At 49.1% G+C, this 18,124-nt stretch carries 14 protein-coding genes and 2 pseudogenes; 15 read left to right on the top strand and 1 reads right to left on the bottom strand.

Features of this window, described 5'->3' with window-relative positions:
• The first annotated feature begins 648 nt into the window (after window positions 1-648).
• From GmarT_RS15605 to tnpC, 6 genes are all read left to right on the top strand, one after another.
• A complete protein-coding gene (locus tag GmarT_RS15605) occupies window positions 649-1,110 on the top strand; it encodes a recombinase family protein (RefSeq protein ID WP_002643559.1) in 462 nt (153 codons plus the stop codon).
• Complete coding sequence (locus GmarT_RS30410) at window positions 1,107-1,274, top strand: helix-turn-helix domain-containing protein (protein WP_198139379.1); 168 nt, start codon at window positions 1,107-1,109, stop codon at window positions 1,272-1,274. Before GmarT_RS15605 ends, GmarT_RS30410 begins: the two co-directional genes overlap by 4 nt.
• Window positions 1,275-2,974: 1,700 nt before the next feature.
• A complete protein-coding gene (locus GmarT_RS15600; RefSeq protein WP_149302955.1) occupies window positions 2,975-4,537 on the top strand; it encodes a tyrosine-type recombinase/integrase in 1,563 nt (520 codons plus the stop codon).
• 290 nt (window positions 4,538-4,827) lie between these two features.
• Window positions 4,828-5,211, top strand: a complete 384-nt coding sequence (locus GmarT_RS15595) for a hypothetical protein (protein ID WP_002643562.1) — start codon at window positions 4,828-4,830, stop codon at window positions 5,209-5,211.
• Entirely contained in the window at window positions 5,103-5,654 is a 552-nt protein-coding gene (gene tnpB, locus GmarT_RS30405) for an IS66 family insertion sequence element accessory protein TnpB (protein WP_081459352.1), read from the top strand. Before GmarT_RS15595 ends, tnpB begins: the two co-directional genes overlap by 109 nt.
• Before the next feature lie 44 nt (window positions 5,655-5,698).
• A complete protein-coding gene (gene tnpC / locus GmarT_RS15585; RefSeq protein ID WP_081459353.1) occupies window positions 5,699-7,345 on the top strand; it encodes an IS66 family transposase in 1,647 nt (548 codons plus the stop codon).
• Window positions 7,346-7,477: 132 nt separating this feature from the next.
• Here the strand turns inward: tnpC and GmarT_RS15580 are convergent.
• Window positions 7,478-8,035 (bottom strand): annotated as a pseudogene (locus GmarT_RS15580) (IS256 family transposase); the annotation flags it as partial.
• Here GmarT_RS15580 and GmarT_RS15575 point away from each other — a divergent pair.
• The 9 genes and pseudogenes from GmarT_RS15575 to GmarT_RS15535 all read left to right on the top strand — a co-directional run bounded on the left by GmarT_RS15575 (window position 8,009) and on the right by GmarT_RS15535 (window position 17,876).
• Window positions 8,009-8,236, top strand: a complete 228-nt coding sequence (locus GmarT_RS15575) for a polymorphic toxin-type HINT domain-containing protein (protein ID WP_230682487.1) — start codon at window positions 8,009-8,011, stop codon at window positions 8,234-8,236. The pseudogene GmarT_RS15580 and the gene GmarT_RS15575 sit on opposite strands and share 27 nt — an antisense overlap.
• 454 nt (window positions 8,237-8,690) lie before the next feature.
• Window positions 8,691-9,407 carry a hypothetical protein gene (locus GmarT_RS15570; protein WP_002643567.1) on the top strand — a complete coding sequence of 239 codons (717 nt, stop codon included), beginning with the start codon at window positions 8,691-8,693 and terminating at the stop codon, window positions 9,405-9,407.
• 153 nt (window positions 9,408-9,560) lie between these two features.
• Entirely contained in the window at window positions 9,561-10,817 is a 1,257-nt protein-coding gene (locus GmarT_RS30035) for a polymorphic toxin-type HINT domain-containing protein (RefSeq protein ID WP_002643568.1), read from the top strand.
• 11 nt (window positions 10,818-10,828) lie between these two features.
• On the top strand, window positions 10,829-11,557 hold the full coding sequence (locus tag GmarT_RS15560; protein ID WP_002643569.1) for a hypothetical protein: 729 nt from the start codon (window positions 10,829-10,831) through the stop codon (window positions 11,555-11,557).
• Window positions 11,558-11,691: 134 nt separating this feature from the next.
• Window positions 11,692-12,462: pseudogene (locus GmarT_RS15555) on the top strand (polymorphic toxin-type HINT domain-containing protein); the annotation flags it as partial.
• 171 nt (window positions 12,463-12,633) lie between these two features.
• On the top strand, window positions 12,634-13,500 hold the full coding sequence (locus tag GmarT_RS15550) for a hypothetical protein (RefSeq protein ID WP_002643571.1): 867 nt from the start codon (window positions 12,634-12,636) through the stop codon (window positions 13,498-13,500).
• Between the two features lie 302 nt (window positions 13,501-13,802).
• On the top strand, window positions 13,803-15,074 hold the full coding sequence (locus tag GmarT_RS30030; protein ID WP_002643572.1) for a polymorphic toxin-type HINT domain-containing protein: 1,272 nt from the start codon (window positions 13,803-13,805) through the stop codon (window positions 15,072-15,074).
• Between the two features lie 1,057 nt (window positions 15,075-16,131).
• On the top strand, window positions 16,132-17,397 hold the full coding sequence (locus GmarT_RS30025) for a Hint domain-containing protein (RefSeq protein WP_002643575.1): 1,266 nt from the start codon (window positions 16,132-16,134) through the stop codon (window positions 17,395-17,397).
• 14 nt (window positions 17,398-17,411) lie between these two features.
• Window positions 17,412-17,876 (top strand): hypothetical protein, encoded by a 465-nt coding sequence (locus GmarT_RS15535; protein WP_002643576.1) that lies wholly within the window; start codon window positions 17,412-17,414, stop codon window positions 17,874-17,876.
• Window positions 17,877-18,124: the final 248 nt, after the last annotated feature.

Below are 18,124 nucleotides of genomic sequence, written 5' to 3'. Positions count from 1 at the left end.
GCTCTCTGGAATTAAGAAAAGTGATTAATCAAATCAATTTTGTGCATTTAGACTGTGGCCAGTTTTACTATAGCGTCTCCAGGGGCATTTGGACCGAGTATAATAGATTGAAAGACTCTATAATTTAATGTGATAGGCTCTCTAGATATACCAGTGTAGTCACAAATCTGCCGGCATTTCAGAGGCTTAAAAGGGCAGGACTCAAAAGATTTCCGTTTACGGTTAAAGAGTTAGCATGTGACTGTCCCGCAAATTGTTTGAGTGTGTGATTTTGTTGGTTTTGGGAGTGTCGGTGTGTGCGAATTACGGGGCGAAATTCCCTTGAACTGATATTTGGTATTGAAAACTAACGGTCCTCATTTAGCAGAAGACGAGGATTCACGAGAATTGCGGAGGACGCGGAAGAGCGTCCCGAAAACTTGTCGGAAGGAGTGGAGTTTTGATTATTGACATGCACCATTATGGGACTCGTTTTCACTTTTAGATGTAACCAGAGGAGACCGGTTGGCTGTATAATCTGAATACTCGGCACATTTAGAAAAATATTTCAAAGTCAGAATTTATTATCATCTGCTAAGGAACAAATTCATATTGCCACGTTTCTCTATTAGTAGAGGAACATTGTTGCCTGTTAGAGGGACAATCAAGATGGTATCTCATGAATTTCAGCAACAGCGTTTGATTGGTTATGCCCGAGTGAGCACTGGTGATCAAGAACTCTCCCTCCAAATTGATTCTCTACTTCAACATGGGGTCAAACGGGAGAACATCTTCTGTGACAAACTTTCGGGTGCTAAAGCAGATCGACCGGGGCTTTGGCTGTGCCAGGAAAATTTGCGACGTGGAGATACTCTTCTTGTTTGGAGGCTCGATCGTCTGGGACGATCACTTCGTCATCTCGTCACTATGATCGAAGACTTGAAGGAACGAGAAATCGGATTTCGTTCGATTAGTGATGGTATAATCGATAAAACAACACCTTCAGGAGAACTCATCTTTCATGTTTTCTCTGCTCTCGCCCAATTCGAGCGACGACTTATACAAGAGAGAACTAAAGCAGGCTTGGCTGCAGCCCGAGCACGAGGGCGTAAGGGAGGACGCCCCCACTGAATCCAAAGTCCCCTAGAATTGTTCTGGCACAAAAGCTGTTTCGAGATAAATCGAACAGTATAGACGACATTTGTGATACGTTGAAGATTTCGAGAACAACTCTTTACAAATACGTTTCGTTACAAAACATAAAAGATAAACGAGCCGGAAAAACGTCTGAATAGCGAAATGAAACTTTTGAATGGTTGATTGCATCTTCAACGAACCCACGATTCGATTTGTGAGTAGATTGAATCGTCAAATCCCAGAATCTGTTCGTGAAACTCGTCAAATACAGAACAGTAATTTAAAACGAATGATATTTGAGGTTAATAGCTGCCCTCAAAGTGCATCGGACGATGAATCCGATGCACTTTAGGTTATGCTTAAAGTGCGTCTGTCTGTTGCACTTCTGCATTTAGTGGCGTTCCATTCTCCAGTCGGTCGATGCAACCGCTGTCACGAAGAAAACGGCACAAGTCGCACATTGGTCGGGAACAACCGGCGTCTATAACGCCAAACAGACGGCTCCTACTTGGGCATTTTACACCCACACACCGACTCGAGACAGACGGGTAGTCCATTCTCATGTGTGGTTCCGCACTTTGCGATGGGCTTCCAAAATATTGTTAGTGGATACATAAAAGTGAACCTAGGAAGTTATTTGGTGTCCCTCTGTCATGCTAGATCGAAGGATGTTTTTGAAAGGGCTACTCGCGTTTCCATCCGCGCAACTAAGTTGGGGCTGTACGAGCACTCTCCCTGTAACCTCGCATATTAATGATAGTGTTTGTGTGTGGATCGACCCGTTTCTTCCAAACATCCCTATTCCACCATGGTTTAGGGGCCCATGGATTGAGGCACTTGGTTGCAAAGCGGACGACCAAGGGTGGATCGCGAACGACCCCCGCGACCAAATCAGTCAGGCCATTCGGCAGACCTTGAATCTACAAAACGAGCAGTTGCGAATTACTCTTCCCAAAGATACTCTCTCCGTGGGAGTTTATGCTTGCGTCATCACCGGAAAGACTTTTCAGGTTCGTCGTCCGATCTTGATTGGTCCAGACCACTAGGCGTTGCCAACAAGGCGTCCATGATCTGCAGCTATCAAATCTGATTCACGTCATAGTTCACTTCGCTGGGTGGTGAGGTGAATGCCACCCGTTGCAGCATCAACCAGCACCAACACCGACGCACTTTCAGGCTTTGGCTTCGTACATTCGGAGTGAAACGCCGAAGTAGGTTCCTCACAGAAATCGCGTGGTCGGGAAATCCACGTCTGGGAATGTTGACATACAATTTGGATCCCAAATAACCACCCTTTTAGCTGGCGCAACATCTTGGCCTAACATTTCTACGTTCGGTCAACGCTGAATCTCATACCGAGCGGTCGAGAAAGATCAATCAGTAACCTTCGCCTCTTCCTGATTCGACAAACAATGAGCCGCTCGAAGTCCAATTACTGAATAAATTCGAAGTGTGTGATATCGGCCAGACATCGGACAGCCTCCTGAGAGGCCCTCAGTAGCGATTTAGGAGCAGGATGTAAGAGAGAAGAATCACGTTTGCAGTTCAGGAGGCAGGAGCAGCGATCCTGGGGGCTCTGAGCATTGTAATTTTGCATGAAAAATTACAGAATAACGGACCAGGGTGACCTGGTGGATAACGGACCAGAAGGCGATTTCATAAGTCGAAGATATAAAACGACATAAAAGTCGGGATGACAAGATTTGAACTTGCGACCTCTGCGTCCCGAAAATGCAGTTTTAAGTTGTAATGTCTTTTTTTATAATGGTTTGTGTAGATGGCGTGATACCTTTTTTACCCGAATTGATACAAAAAAGGTATCACCAAAGATATCACCGGATCTTTGGGGGAAAAGGGTTTGCAAACCAATAAATTAACGTGGCAGGCTGGGAGTAAAAATAGAGCTGGTCGCTGGCGAAAGAAGTATAACGGTAAGGTCTATTACTTTAATGGCGGGCGAGGTAAATCCGATCGAAATGCTTATGCGGCTGCCATCAGTGAATGGAACCAAATTAAACTTCGTGTTGATGCTGTTATTCCTCGAAAACATCAGGCTGAATATGATTCTCTAATCGAAACTTGGGACCGTGTTTTGACTTGGTCGAATCGCCATGGCGAAACCCAAATGGCGCAAACTGCATATGAAAAACTTATCAAACTTCGTTCAGCCTTAGAGGCACCTGTCCTTAAATCTCCGAAACGTGAGGATTATTTTGAATCGGAGTTTACAGTCCCCACAATTGACTTGCCAGAAAATTTGCTCGAACAAACTGCTAAAGAATTAAAAACAGTCAATTTTGTGTTTCCATCGCTGAGTGACTCTACAATCGAATCTCGAAAAAAATATGCGTTGGAGTTGGATGGGAGCCCACAACGGATTCTTCGAGAAATATGGCTAGATCGACTCGATTCAGTTCGCGAGCAATCAGTTAATTCCCAAGACTTACTTAGCGATAATATTGCAGAATTTATCAAACATAAAAAACAGGAAGTCGATTCAAACAGACTTTCACTATTTCGTCTATATACTCTTGAGTTACATCTTTCACATTTCCAACAAACGATCGATGGCAACATTTCAATTTCAGAAATCAACACGAAGTTATTACTGAAATACCAGTCGGTTTTATTGGAGAATATCAAAAATGGGAAATGGTCAAATACAACAGCTCGTGGCTACTTACACTCGATGAAGAGTTTTGTTCGTTGGCTCTGGCACATAGAAGCAATACCCAACTTGCCCCGTGTTTTGGATGGGCGGGTAGATATTCTTTCGATTCGTTCCGGCCCTATGAACATAATTGAATTTACTGATGATGAGATTGCGGTTTTACTCAATAAATCCAAGGGGCGAACAAAATTATTTATTTTGTTGATGTTAAATTGTGGAATGACACAAAAAGATATCTCAGATTTACGTAAAAATGAAGTTGACCTATCTGCTGGTCGGATTATTCGCAAACGATCTAAAACGTCGCATCATGAGGGGGTTCCAACAGTTAATTATTTACTATGGCCCGAAACACTAAAGCTCCTCCGGAAGTACCAAAACGACAGTGAAAGCGAGCGATTCCTATTGAATAATAAAGGGGCACCACTTTTGAGCGAATCGATCAATAAAAATCAGAAGTATCAAAAAAGTGATAATATCAAGTGCGTATTTGATCGATTTAGGAAAAAAGTTGGCATTAATAAACCTTTGAAGTCATTAAAAAAAACTTCCGCATCCCGCTTGCGAAATAATGTAAGTTACAACAGCTTGGTGGACTTATATCTGGGACATGCGCCGCAATCGATGTCGGAGCGACATTATGCGACACATCCACAGGAGTTATTTGATTTAGCCATAAGCTGGTTGGCAGCAGAATTTAAGCTGGATCCCCCTATTATGAAGACCTCTTCAGATGTACCGAAGTTATAAAGTAAACGTCTCTGTCGAGAGGTCTTAGCAGTTGTGAATAGGGCTGCAAACTGTCATGACTTCCAGTCATATTTGCGCGGGTTCTCGACACCCACGCGATTTAATATGCCGGTGATCTCTTCTCATGCGGGAGGAACTTCTCGCGGTCAGTAGTTGATTGTGTGATGTGAAGAGGGATGTGACGGATTTGACGATAAAGCAACAAACTTTCGTGTCCTTCCGGTAAGCGTGCATGATTGTTTTTTTTGAATCTGCTATCGTGAGCGGTTTCTCTTATCAGGAGGTCGGCGATGGCGAATCAGAATGCACTGTCCCCGGATCTGGCTAGGGTTCGGGATCGATTGTCGGGGTGGCGGGAGACAAAACAGCCCGGGGCGCGGATTCCCGCACCCTTGTGGGAAATGGCGGTCAGGCTGGCCGGCAAATATGGTGTGACACGCACCGCCCGGTCATTGAAGCTTGACTACTATGCGTTGAAAAAGCGGGTTTTTCTGGCGGAAGAGCAACCAGCGGAAAACGGGGCGGCATTTGTCGAATTGCCGTCCGTCTCTGCCCCGGCTCCCGCATGCGTGATCGAGTGGGAGGACCATGCCGGAATGTTGCGGGTCCATCTGACAGGTTATCAGGCCGCCGATATCGCGGTGGTGGGACGCAGCCTGCGAGGCTCAAACTGATGCTGGCTATTACACCGCAGATGAAGATCCTGGTCGCCACCCAACCGGCGGATTTTCGCAGGGGCATCGATGGACTGGCACGGTTGTGCAAAGACACCCTGGGTGAAGACCCCTTCGCGGGGACGGTGTTTTGCTTTCGCAATCGCAGAAAGACTGCCATCAAGGTGCTGGTGTATGATGGCCAGGGTTTCTGGCTCTGTCACAAGCGTTTTTCCGAAGGGCGCCTTCACTGGTGGCCCGACGCGCGAGATACCGCCACGCAACGCCTGGCAGCTCATCAATTGTCGGTTCTGTTCTCGGCCGGCAACCCGGAGCGAACGGGAGCTGCCCCCGACTGGCGGCCCGTGGGCCCCCGACTGGCGGCCCGTGGGCCCCCAGGCTTGATCGTCGCATCAGACAATTGCTCTTGCCACGCTGCGACAATCAGGGTATTCCTTCACTGAGCGAACGGACTTGGAGGCTCTGTGTTTGCCACGGATGGTGGATCATGAATCGGAAGAAACCGGAGGTCATGGAAGTGGATCACAAACGACTCCAGGATGTGGCGGACCGCGCCAGGCAATCGCTGGCTCATCAAGATGCGGAGCTGATCGAGCGGGTTTTTGAATCCTATGAATATGTGGCGGGCCTGATTCAAGAAAAGAACATGTCGATCGGCCGGCTGCAGAAGATGCTGTTCGGCGCGAAGACGGAGAAGACCAGACAGGTCGTGGGCAATTCTGATCAGGCCGATGCCGAGCCGAACTCCGGCAAATCCTCGGAGCATACCGGGGACACGGGCGAAACCGAATCCGACAAAAAGCGGAACGGCAAACCACCTCCCAGGGGCCACGGCCGAAACGGAGCCGACGCGTATCGCGGGGCCGAGCAGATCGAAATCCCTCACTCCTTGCTTCACGCCGGTGATCCTTGTCTGGAATGCGGGAAGGGAACCCTCTATCAAAAGCTGCCCCGCACTGTGGTGCGGATCACAGGCCAGGCTCCGCTGGGTGCCAGGACCTATGCACTGGAACGCCTCCGCTGCGGTCTGTGCGGCGCGGTCTTCACTGCCGCGCTTCCCCGGGAAGCCGGCCGCGAGAAATACGATGCCAGAGCCGGTGCGATGATCGGCCTTTTAAAATACGGAAGCGGGCTTCCCTTCAACCGCCTCCAGGGTCTGCAGGGGAACCTGGAAATTCCTCTGCCGGCCTCGACTCAGTGGGATGTGGTTTCCACTTTTGCCCCTCTACTCAATCCGGCTTTTGAAGACCTCATGCGAGAAGCCGCTCAGGGAACGATTCTCTACAACGACGACACAACCGTGAAGATTCTGACCCTGATGGGAGAACGCCGGATTCCCTTCGTGGACAATCCGGACCGCACCGGTCTGTTCACTTCCGGCGTCATTTCCACGCGGGATGGTCGCCGCATTGCGTTGTTTTTCAGCTCGCATCGGCACGCCGGCGAGAACCTGGCCGAGGTACTCAAGCAGCGCGCAGCCGAACTTGAGTCTCCGATCCAGATGTGCGATGCGCTCGCGCGGAACATACCCCGGGAACTGGGGACGATCGTCGCCAACTGCCTGGCCCATGCCCGCCGGCAGTTCGTGGAGATTCACGATCTGTTTCCCGCAGAGTGCGGCCACGTACTCGAAGCATTAAAGATCGTCTATAAAAATGATGCCACTGCCCGGAAAGAGGGGCTGTCTTCTGAAGCACGTCTGGAGTTACATCAAGCCCACAGCCAACTGGCGATGACGGAATTGAAGAGTTGGCTGCATCGGCAGTTCGACGAAAGGCTCGTCGAGCCGAACTCGACTCTGGGCACCGCCGTCAATTACCTGCTCAGACACTGGGAGAAGCTGACGCTCTTTCTGCACAAAGCCGGAGCCCCGCTGGACAATAACGTCTGCGAGCGGGCTCTGAAAAAAGCGATCTGCCATCGCAAAAATTCACTTTTCTATCGCACGCAAAACGGAGCCCGCATCGGCGATATGTTCATGAGCCTGATCCACACCTGCGAGCTCAATCAGGCGAACCCCTTCGATTATCTCACCGAACTCTTCCGCCATCCCGGCGAAGTCGCCGCCCATCCCGAACGGTTCCTGCCCTGGAACTACCGCCAGACAATCGCCGAACTCCCCGCCGTTGCTTGAGCCCCCGTCGGCGGCTGGCCTCGCTTCCTGAGTGGCCCGCCAAATAATTCACAACGGAAAGATTTTGCACGCTTACCGGAAGGACACAAACTTTCTGTAAATTCCTGGGACCTTCGGTCTCTGCGATCTGTATTAAATTGTCAGGTATTTCATTCCGGTTTCCCAGTCATCGCTGAGTTCCACCAGGACCGCGGTCACCAGTCTCAGCAGCGACTCCTCATTGGGAAACAGTCCCGCCACGCGGGTGCGTCGTTTTAATTCCTTGTTCTGGCGTTCCAGCATGTTCGTGGTTCGCATCCGCTTGCGATGTCCGGCAGGAATAGTGAATACCGTCAGTCCTTCCGGGATGTTGTCTTCCGCCCAACTCGCCAGTTTCGGTGCTGTTTTTTCATGAGAAGTGACGAACCGTTTCAGTTCCTTCAGCGCATCATCCAAATCTCTGGCGTTAAAGATATTGCGTAATTCATCGGCAACCTGTTTGCGCAAATGAACCTTGGAAACATATTGCATTGCGTTTTGCATCAAATGAAACTGGCAACGCTGCCAGGGCGTTCCAGCGAGCATATTCTGTCGGGCCGCTTTCAGGCCTTCGTGTGCATCACTGACGATCAGCTTCACGCCATGCAGTCCGCGCTGGTTGAGTGAGCCCAGGAATTCACGCCAATGGACTTCGGCTTTGTGCATACGGACCAGTTACAGCCCGGCGAACGTTTGCGTTCGGCGCTTGGTAAAACAGTCCGTATCACCTCGATCGAAATCCGCGCCGGACCGGAACCGGTTTATAATCTGGAAGTCGCCGGCGAACACGTCTACAGTGTCACCGACTCCGGTCTGCTGGTGCATAATACCGGACCTTGTGGCCCTGATTTATATCAAATATCGGGGGGCTAAGCAGCTCAAAGAACGCAGCAACTCTTACTGTCCTCAATCCTCATGTTATACCTGATACTCGGAGAGTTCTTCAAAATGTTGTAAATCAAGCGGTTGCTGATCTTGCAGCCAACCCTCGAATAGCAAGGGACTTGAAGACCCCGGGCAGTTATCGTCATCTTCGTGACAGAACGAATTTGGCAAGTGCAAGTTACGGCAAGGCAGTTGAGAGTCTTTCTGCACGTATCATTCAAGAAGACGAGTTGTTAAACTCGTTGTTTCATCACACTGGGCGTGCACGTGGACCCAAGGGACGATTTATCTCGTCGCCTGATTTTATTGGAATGGAGCCGGGAACAACTCGACTGTTCGACATAACGACTGAGGCCGCGATTCCGAAGCATTTAAGTCGGCCGGGGGTTGGACGCATATCTGAATTTATTATTTATCCAAGTCTTACTCCGGCACAATTTTGATGAGCAATACACCATATAAGAACAAAATAATAAACCAGACTTTCTTTAAACTAGTTGATCGAAATAGCGCTTTGTTGTATGAAGACGTGGATTTCCAAAAATGCGTTTTCGATAACTGCGCTCTTTCACTAACAAAAGATTGTTCACTGCGATCTACCGTTAGGAATGCACGCCTGACCAATTGCGAGGCAATAAATTGTGGGATTGGACCAGCAAATTTTCAAGACGTTATGGTTGATGGCCTAAAGACAAATGATCTCCTGATTCTTTGGGCTCCGCTTTTTAGGAGAGTTACAATGCGTGGCAAAATCGGGCAACTGAAGATCAATATTGCCGCTCACCACGTAGATCGAAGTGAGACAACGCAACTTCTTTTCGATTTCGCTAGGGCAGAGTTTTATTCAACGAATGAATTGGCGATTGATATTAGCGAGGGAATATTCCAGGAGTTCGATATGCATGGTGTTCCGGCAAAGCTCGTCCGACGTGATCCTGAAACACAAGTTGTGATCACGAGAGAAAACGCGATCAGGAGCAATTGGAGAGATAAGCTTTCTTCTTGGAACGACTATTGGCCATTCGTTATTGACTTATTTTTGGAAGACGAAGAAGAAGACATTATACTTGTGGCTCCGAAAGGCAAGCCCAAAAAACAATTCACAGAGTTGCTCAATGGAATTAATGAGCTTTGTGAGATTGGAGTTGCAATTCGGTAATCAGGAAAGAATAAAGTGTCAGCGACTGTGGTTCGAGTTCTTAATTCAATATTTTTGAATAGGTCATATATTGAATGCCATTTACATGAATAACCTTCATCAGCCGGACCACACTAAGCAGAATAAAAGCTCTTTTATAAAAGAATTGTTTTCATGTCTGACATCACTCGAAAAATAGCGATCTTCAGCTGCATGCTGTTGACCAGTTTCTGCTTCTGGAAAGCGGGGACGGGTCTGATAAGTGGTGCCGATGCGTCAGTGTTGCCATCCGCGCAGGCGACTTTGAGTCCAGGAGCTACATCCAAGCGGGTGGTGACGACGCCGATTCAACAGATGCGTCCCGGAATGCGGGTGGTTGGGCGGAATCCGCTTCGGCTGGAAACGGAATCAACCATCGACCCGACGCCTGAAGGCTGGCGGCTGGTGTCGGTACGGATGCGCAAAGAGGACGGCACTTACTTTGAGGCGGAACTGCTGCGGCCGTTGAGCTGGATTTCGCGGCACCGTGCAAAACCGGGCGCAGTCATTGAGCTCAACATGCCCGAACTGCATGTGGTGGGGGCAGCGGAAGTGCTTGCGGTTTCCGCCTGTCCGCCCATTGATCCGGGTGACGGACCGGTCGTGCTTTCGACGTTTAAGAACGTCGCGAAGAATGTCCTCAACATTTATGTGGAAGGGGAGACCGAACCGATCGGCGTCACCGCCGGGCATCCGATCTGGAGCGAAGACCGGCAAGCCTTCGTACATTCCGAAAAACTGCAGCCCGGCGAACGACTGCGTTCCGCGCTCGGTAAGACCGTCCGCATCACATCCATCGAAATTCGCGCGGGACCCGAACCGGTTTACAACCTGGAAGTCGCCGGCGAACACGTCTACAGCGTGACCGATTCCGGCCTGCTTGTTCACAATACGGGGCCATGTGATTTAAATCCCCCAATAAATAACACGCAGCGTATTGCTTCAATTCGGGATGCTCTGACAGACACAAATGGTCGTTTGCTTTCACGAGCAGAACGTCAAGGCATTAAGTTTGCCATTCGCCGTGTCGAGTCTCAGGGATTTCGACTTGATGGAACTGCCAAGATCAATGGCAATCAAGGTATAGACTTGACATTTAGTGGCACTGGAAACAACGCAGGTCGGTTTGCATTGGCCGAAGCGAAAAGTTCTCCGGGGCTTGGCTCACTATCGAGAGATAGCTTGGGCATTCGCCAAGGAAGTTTCGACTTCTTCCAGACACGGCTAGAACGAGGCGGGCGTACAGATTTGCTTCTCCAATTAGAATCTGGCAATGTCGATCTGTTTGGTGGCTTCCAAAGAAGTGGACGACTCTTCCAGTTTGATCCTGAGATCTTCATTCGTGATGTAAATTTTCGAACGACCCCCGGAGCAGCGAACTTGATTCCTTAGAAAAGATTCAAATGGTAAATCAACATAAACGTAATGAGTTCATTGAAGTCTATCGGCAAGGAGTTGCGAACTGGCAATTAAAAGGAAATCTCGTTAGGGAAACCCAAAGTCTTTCTTCTCTTCTGATGAACTATCTTGCTATTGCGGTAGAAAAATATGACGATAATGATGGAGCCAAGGCATGGTTGATAACGCAGGAAGCACTTCCCACGTTGGAGCGATATATCCAAGCAATGCAATTGCTCGTTGCTAAAGTAGATTCTGGTGAAGTCCCTGCATCAACGATTGCTGGAAACTACCCACATCTCGTTTTCACACTTTTGGCTTGGGCACTAGGGGAGTTTGCCCTTGGAGAGCGATTTTCTGGCATCGCTTCACGATCAGATGTCTTGGAACTCAGCACACCGTTCTGGCAAGAATTTTCACGAGCGGTCGATACACTTGTTTCAGGTCATCAATACACTGTTGGTAATTTGGCAATAAAAGGTCAAGAAGAATATTGGCGAACCTACTTGAAATTAATCGAAGTTGCCACGAACGGTCAAGAGCTTTCGACTGCCGTTGCAGCGATCGACGACGCCTTCGCACGACGCAACTTAGACAAAACGATTAAAGATGACGCCCACGAAATTGAAGGATCAGGTGGTCATCCTGTTCACTGGGATTTTCGTCGTGATGGGCTGCTCAACTATATTCAGGGAAAGCACGAGGACAGTAAAAAATGTCAGCGACTATGTTGAAATCTGTCAAGAAGCAAGAAGTGTTTGATTCCATTACTGTGAGAGCTATTCATACAACTGTATTTACATAAATAGTTTAACTGATCCGGTAAACACTTAGCAGACCAAAAGTTCCTTATTATAGAATCGTGTTCATGTCTGAAGTCAGTCGAAAAATAGCGATTATCAGTTGTCTGCTGTTGACCGGGTTCTGCTTCTGTAAAGCAGGGAGTGGGCTGGTCGGCGATGCCGATTCGTCTGTGCTGCCATCCGCGCAGGCGGCTTTGAGTCAGGCTGTCACATTCAAGCAGGTGATGACGACGCCGATTCAGCAGATACGGCCCGGCATGCGCGTGGTCGGTCGGAATCCACTTCGGATTCAAACAGAGCCGGTGATTGATCCGACGCCCGAGGGTTGGCGGCTGTTGTCGGTGCGGATGCGGAAACCGGATGGCAGTTACTTTGAAGCGGAACTGCTGCGGCCGTTAAACTGGATATCTCGGCATCGTGCGCAGCCGGGGTCGATGATCGAGCTCACCATGCCCGAGATGCATGTAGTGGGGGCGGCGGAAGTGCTTTCGGTTTCTGCCTGTCCCCCCAGTGATCCGGGTGACGGACCGGTTGTTATCTCCACGTTCAAAAACACCGCGGACAATGTGCTCAATATCTATGTGGAAGGGGAAACCGAGCCGATCGGCGTGACCGCCGGCCATCCGATCTGGAGCGAAGATCGCCAGGCCTTCATCCATTCCGAAAAACTGCAACCCGGCGAACGACTGCGCTCTGCGGTAGGTAAGACGGTCCGCATCACCTCCATCGAAATCCGCGCCGGCCCCGAGCCGGTCTATAATCTGGAAGTAGCCGGCGAACACGTCTACAGCGTTACCGGTTCTGGTTTGCTTGTGCATAATACGGGGTCATGTGACCCTCAATTATATCAAATATCGGGGTGACTATCGTATGCCGGACTTAAAGTATGAAGGTGTTGATGGAATCGAATACTGGGATATCAAGCCGTCCTCGTTCACTTGGAACCAACAATTCCAAGACATCCTTGACTGGACAGGAATTAGACCACTACCAATTGGATATAACCGATGAGCGAACAATGCACATCATTCGGTATGGTATTTTACTACTTCCAAGATCCTAGTACAGTTCTGGACCAACTCGTTCGTGTACTGAGTGACTTTGTAGAATGCTATCAGGAAGATTTCACTCGAATTTCTGATTCGGGCGATCGGTTCAAGGCTTTCAGGGAGTCGGACCCTGGATCCTTCCTTGAGAGTCGTATTCGTTCACACGACTTCTCACGCTCTCTATTTCTCTTGTTGACTAATTCACCCAAGGTTACAACACCAACACAAAAACTGTTGTTCTGGGGACGTCGTATCGATGAGAGGTTCAAGTCAAAGACACCCAATTATATCTATTTCGAATTGCCCACTACAAGCGACATCGACCTTCGTTGGCATCTCTTCAAAGAAGCATTCTTTACACTTGATTTCCATTTGGGCCTTGGCAATCGTGTCATTGCTACGGATGAAGAATCCATGCCGCGATCGGGAGCAAATGCTGCAAAACAACTTCGTCAATCTCAACTATTCGTTCAAGGTTTCGACGCTTCTTTTCGCAACATCTCGTATCTTCAAGTTCTTGAGCAGGGGGCGGCCAAATTCTTAATGCACCCAAGCCAGTTTATTGGTGTTGGTCGTGAACTCCAGCACCACATTGACTATGCAGGCGCATTGGCAGCGAGTGGTAATTCGCAAGAATATTTCGAATTTTGGCCTTCCAACGAAGTTTTTTTTTTCAAGGCGAATGATACAAGACAATTGGTGAACATGTCTGAGTTTTTATCGTGTCACTATGTGGACGTGGATAGGCCAACCATGTTTTGGAAGAAGGAAGAATGGGAATCATGGCTAGGTAAGGTTCGTGGAACAACGCCAGGAAGTATTTAGATAATTAAAGACAAAGAAAAATCTTCCCTATGAGTAAATAATGTCAAGAAAAGCGATAGCCTAAAACCTACGTCGGATTTATTTGATCAGGGGCAGATAAAGTTGTCATGAACCCTAAATCCAATTATGGGGATTAAATCAAGAGAAGTCTTGATAAAGTGTTAGCCGAAGAGAAACTGATATTTCTTTATGTTCTCAGATCGAGCCAGATATTTATGGATCGATAAATAGACAATACATTTTTCAAACGGGTAAATATCCTGCAGAACAAATGCTCTTCATAAAATAAAAGAATCATATCCATGTCTGACATTACTCGAAAAATAGCCATCTTCGGTTGTTTCCTTTTCACCGGATTCTGTTTCTGGAAAGCGGCTCCGGGATTGGTCGACGGGGCCGATGTGTCGATGCTGCCCTCTGCTCAGGCGGCGGTTCTTCCCTCGGTGACACCGCCGCGGGTGGTGACGACGCCGATTCAGGAGATGCGGCCTGGGATGGGGGTGGTGGGTCGGAATCCGATTCGGATTCAAACGGAAGCGACGGTCGATCCGACGCCGGAGGGCTGGCGGCTGTTGTCGGTGCGGATGCTGAAACCGGACGGCACTTATTTTGAAGCGGAACTGCTGCGGCCGTTAAGCTGGATATCACGGCACCGCGCGCAGCCGGGTGAGATGATCCAGCTAAACATGCCCGAACTGCATGTGGTGGGGGCGGCGGAAGTGCTTTCGATTTCGGCCTGTCCCCCCATTGATCCGGGTGACGGGCCGGTCGTGCTTTCGACGTTTAAGAACATCGCGAACAATGTCCTCAACATCTATGTGGAAGGGGAAGCTGAGCCGATCGGCGTAACCGCCGGGCATCCGATCTGGAGCGAAGACCGCCAGGCCTTCGTGCATTCCGACCAACTGCAATCCGGCGAACGCTTGCGTTCCGCGGTCGGTAAGTCGGTCCGCATCACCTCGATCGAGATCCGCGCCGGTCCGGAGCCGGTTTACAACCTGGAAGTCGCCGGCGAGCATGTTTACTCTGTCACCGGTTCCGGCCTGCTGGTGCATAATACGGGGCCTTGTGATTTAAATACCGCAAGGAGACTAACGCCGAGCGAACTGCGTGCGAAATACTCCCACCTTAAATCGGAGCAAAGAGTCGCACGCATCGACGAGTTGTCGCAAGCTAACTACATGAGACGCCTGGAAGAGCAACTTGGTAATCAAGAGTACGTATTCAGATACCTTACCGAGGATGGACTTGCTGCCTCGTACAAATACAACAGCGTGCGTGGTTACACCACCACCGAATTCACGGGATCTGCCAGCGAGGTTGCACGGGGGGCACAGATTCTCGCCGACTGGAACAATCCTGCTCTTGGACCAGCAACGAATATTCGATACGGAGTTGCGATTCCCGTGAAGAAGCTCACCGGCTACAAGCTTGCTCGCCCATTTGGCGATTCAGCAGACATGGGGTGGGAGTTTACAACAAATTCATACCCACAAGCAGGATCTGGAGGATGGACGCAATTCCTCATCGAAAGCGTTTCTTTAGACGACGTATATATTTTCAGTCTACGGTGAACAGAGATGACCAATCAATTAAGTGAATTCAATACGTTCAAGAATGACACTGAGTTTAAAGAGGTTAAGACACGGATCGAAGCACTGGTAAAGAGTGGTGATCTTCGTGAGTGCGGACTTGATCCGTCAGAGTCAACAAGATTTGTGGAACTATACAAGTCGTCAAGTGGCGATACGTGGCATCTTGCATTGCCCGACCATGCATTTCGTGGGTACTTAAAACTGATTGACACCAAGTCGCAAAGCACGGAGTGATTATTATGTAACCAATAAAGGAACCGTACATTGAGCGGTTAATCCAAAGTATGACGATAGCGCGTTCGACTCCCATGCCCAAACAACTTGGCTGCAGATCATAAGTAAACTGGCACAGGAAGGGGAAGTCCACTACGACCTCTGTATAGTATCCCAATTAAGTAGATTTATGATTAATAAAGTGAATGGAGAAATCGAAATTGGGAATGTTCGGGTAAGTCCATCGACTACTTTGAGCAGTTTTTCAAAATCAACACTTGGTATAAGTTCAAAAGTTCTTGTCAAGAATAATGACTATGTCACGCTTCAGGTAGATACGAACTCTCAAATTGGTCTTAATCTTTCGTTTTCCAATAACCGGCTCTCCACTGTGACAATTTATTTGAAGTCGCCAGAATCTTCTTGGTCATCTTGGTCAAAATATGAAGAACATGAAAAGAAATCGAAACATAATAAAATCCTTTACGCAGATCTTGGTTTAGAACCATATCGATTTTCATGGGGGGAAGTTGAATCCATTTCAGATTCCAAGTCAGGCGGTAGTTATGTTCTAGTTAAATATCGAACGAAATAAAAACTATTATGCAACCTGCAAGTTAACCATATGTGTGTCGGTGTTGAAAACAAAACATTCTGAAGTACGCTTAACAAAGAATATGGAGATGAGAATTAGCAGACAGAACGAGGAATCAGTACACTCAGATTGAATCAGATGTCTCTGGGATAGCAATTAGACATCATTTTTCAAATGAGGAAATCTTCAGCAGGATATATGCTGCTCACGGAATAGTGAAACGTACCCATGCCTGACATCTCTCGAAAACTAGCCATTATTAGTTGCCTACTCTTCACCGGTTTCTGTTTCTGGAAAGCGGGAACGGGACTGATTGGCGGTGCCGATGCGTCGATGGTGCCTTCTGCGCAGGCGGCTTTGAGCCCGGCTGTCACACCGCCGCGGGTGGTGACGACGCCGATTCAACAGATGCGGCCCGGAATGCGGGTGGTCGGGCGGAATCCGATTCGGATTCAAACGGAAGCGACTGTTGACCCCACGCCGAAAGGTTGGCGGCTGTTGTCGGTGCGGATGCTGAAAGAAGACGGCAGCTATTTTGAAGCGGAATTGTTGCGGCCTTTAAGCTGGATCCGTCGGCACCGTGCGCAGCCGGGGGCGGTGATTGAGCTCAGCATGCCCGAACTGCATGTGGTGGGGCCGGCGGAAGTGCTGTCGATCGCCGCCTGTCCGCCCATCGATCCGGGTGACGGGCCGGTCGTGCTTTCGACGTTTAGGAACGTCGCGAAGAACGTCCTCAACATTTATGTGGAAGGGGAAGCCGACCCGATCGGCGTGACTGCCGGGCATCCGATCTGGAGCGAAGACCGGCAAGCCTTCGTGCATTCCGACCAGCTGCAACCCGGCGAACGTTTGCGGTCAGCGGTCGGTAGAACCGTCCGCATCACCTCGATCGAAATCCGCGCAGGCCCTGAGCCAGTCTACAACCTGGAAGTCGCCGGCGAACACGTCTACAGCGTAACCAATTCCGGCCTGCTGGTGCATAATGTGAGTGACTGTGATTTAGTCACAAAAATCGGTTTACCTGATGGTAACTACATTGACTTAAATGCCCCAGCAACAATTCAACAGCCGCTTCGTCTAACACACCAACCTACGACGCATACGCTTAGCCAGATTCGCAACATGCGACAGCCTGCCAAATGGCAAGCGGGTGAGCAGTATGTTCAAGAGTTGTATGGTTCTGCGGGGCAACGACATTTTCCCGTTACCGGCACGGGTGGGCGTTATGTTGATGCACCAGTTGACCTTCCATCAGGCGGAGTTCTTGCTGGCGAATTGAAGACGTATGGCCAGTGGCGCACTGTGAGCGGTGTACCCCAGCGGCAGACAGTGCCGCTGTCGGATCATATTCGCCAGCAAATCCAGAAGGATGTTTGGTTGCGAAATAACGTTCCAGACTACGATCCACGTTGGATGTTTCTGGATTCTCCGCCCTCACAGGAACTGCTTGGCTTCTTACGTCAAAACCGGAACGTATCTGTCACCCATCAGTGACGGTAGGAATTGAAATGCGAGAACTTACACAACTGGAAATGGCTGATCTTGGTCGACGAAAGACGCAGTTTGATTCGTTCCTCGAAGAACGAATGCCTGTGCTAACGGATTTCATCCAACGCCTAGAGTTGCCAAATGCTCCGATGGTGCTGGTCGAGGCAAATACATTTCTGCCTGCTATTAGTCAGTACATGGAATCTCAGCAAATTGACGGTGAAGACAGAACTTGGATTCTGACTCGGATTGGCTACTTCATCGGAGAGTGGCTCGTGCAGAGGCATGGTGGGTGTTGGTACTTGAATGAAGTTCCAGATACTCGCTACTTTCTTCGTTACGTCGTGGGTAGGTTCTCAGGCATCCCGAATCAAAATGCGATGATCGCCCCGTTTTCCATTGCGGAAATGTTTGTCGATTCCCCTTGTCCCCGGAGTCTCGTCAACATGTTGGCAGATGTCGACTCCGAATTGACCAGCAGCTAATTCCTACTTGCGACTCGTCATCACGATCTTCGCAGGCTGTGCCGGTCTGAACGGTTGCAGTTTGGTCGGTTGAGCAGTCTTCCACGGCTTAAACACCGGCACGCCTGATGGCGTCTTCTGATTCAAGTTCTTGTTGAATGCTGAAATCTTCGGCAACGGAGTGAGTGGCTTCAGACCATTTAGAACTGAAAAGTGGCAAAACTGTTTGAGATTCCATGAAAGTGGAAATATCGGACTTCCGGTAAAAG

Source organism: Gimesia maris (assembly GCF_008298035.1).
GTDB lineage: Bacteria > Planctomycetota > Planctomycetia > Planctomycetales > Planctomycetaceae > Gimesia > Gimesia maris.
The sequence above is the reverse complement of the archived record's forward strand: the minus strand, read 5'-3'. Positions and strand labels throughout refer to the sequence as shown.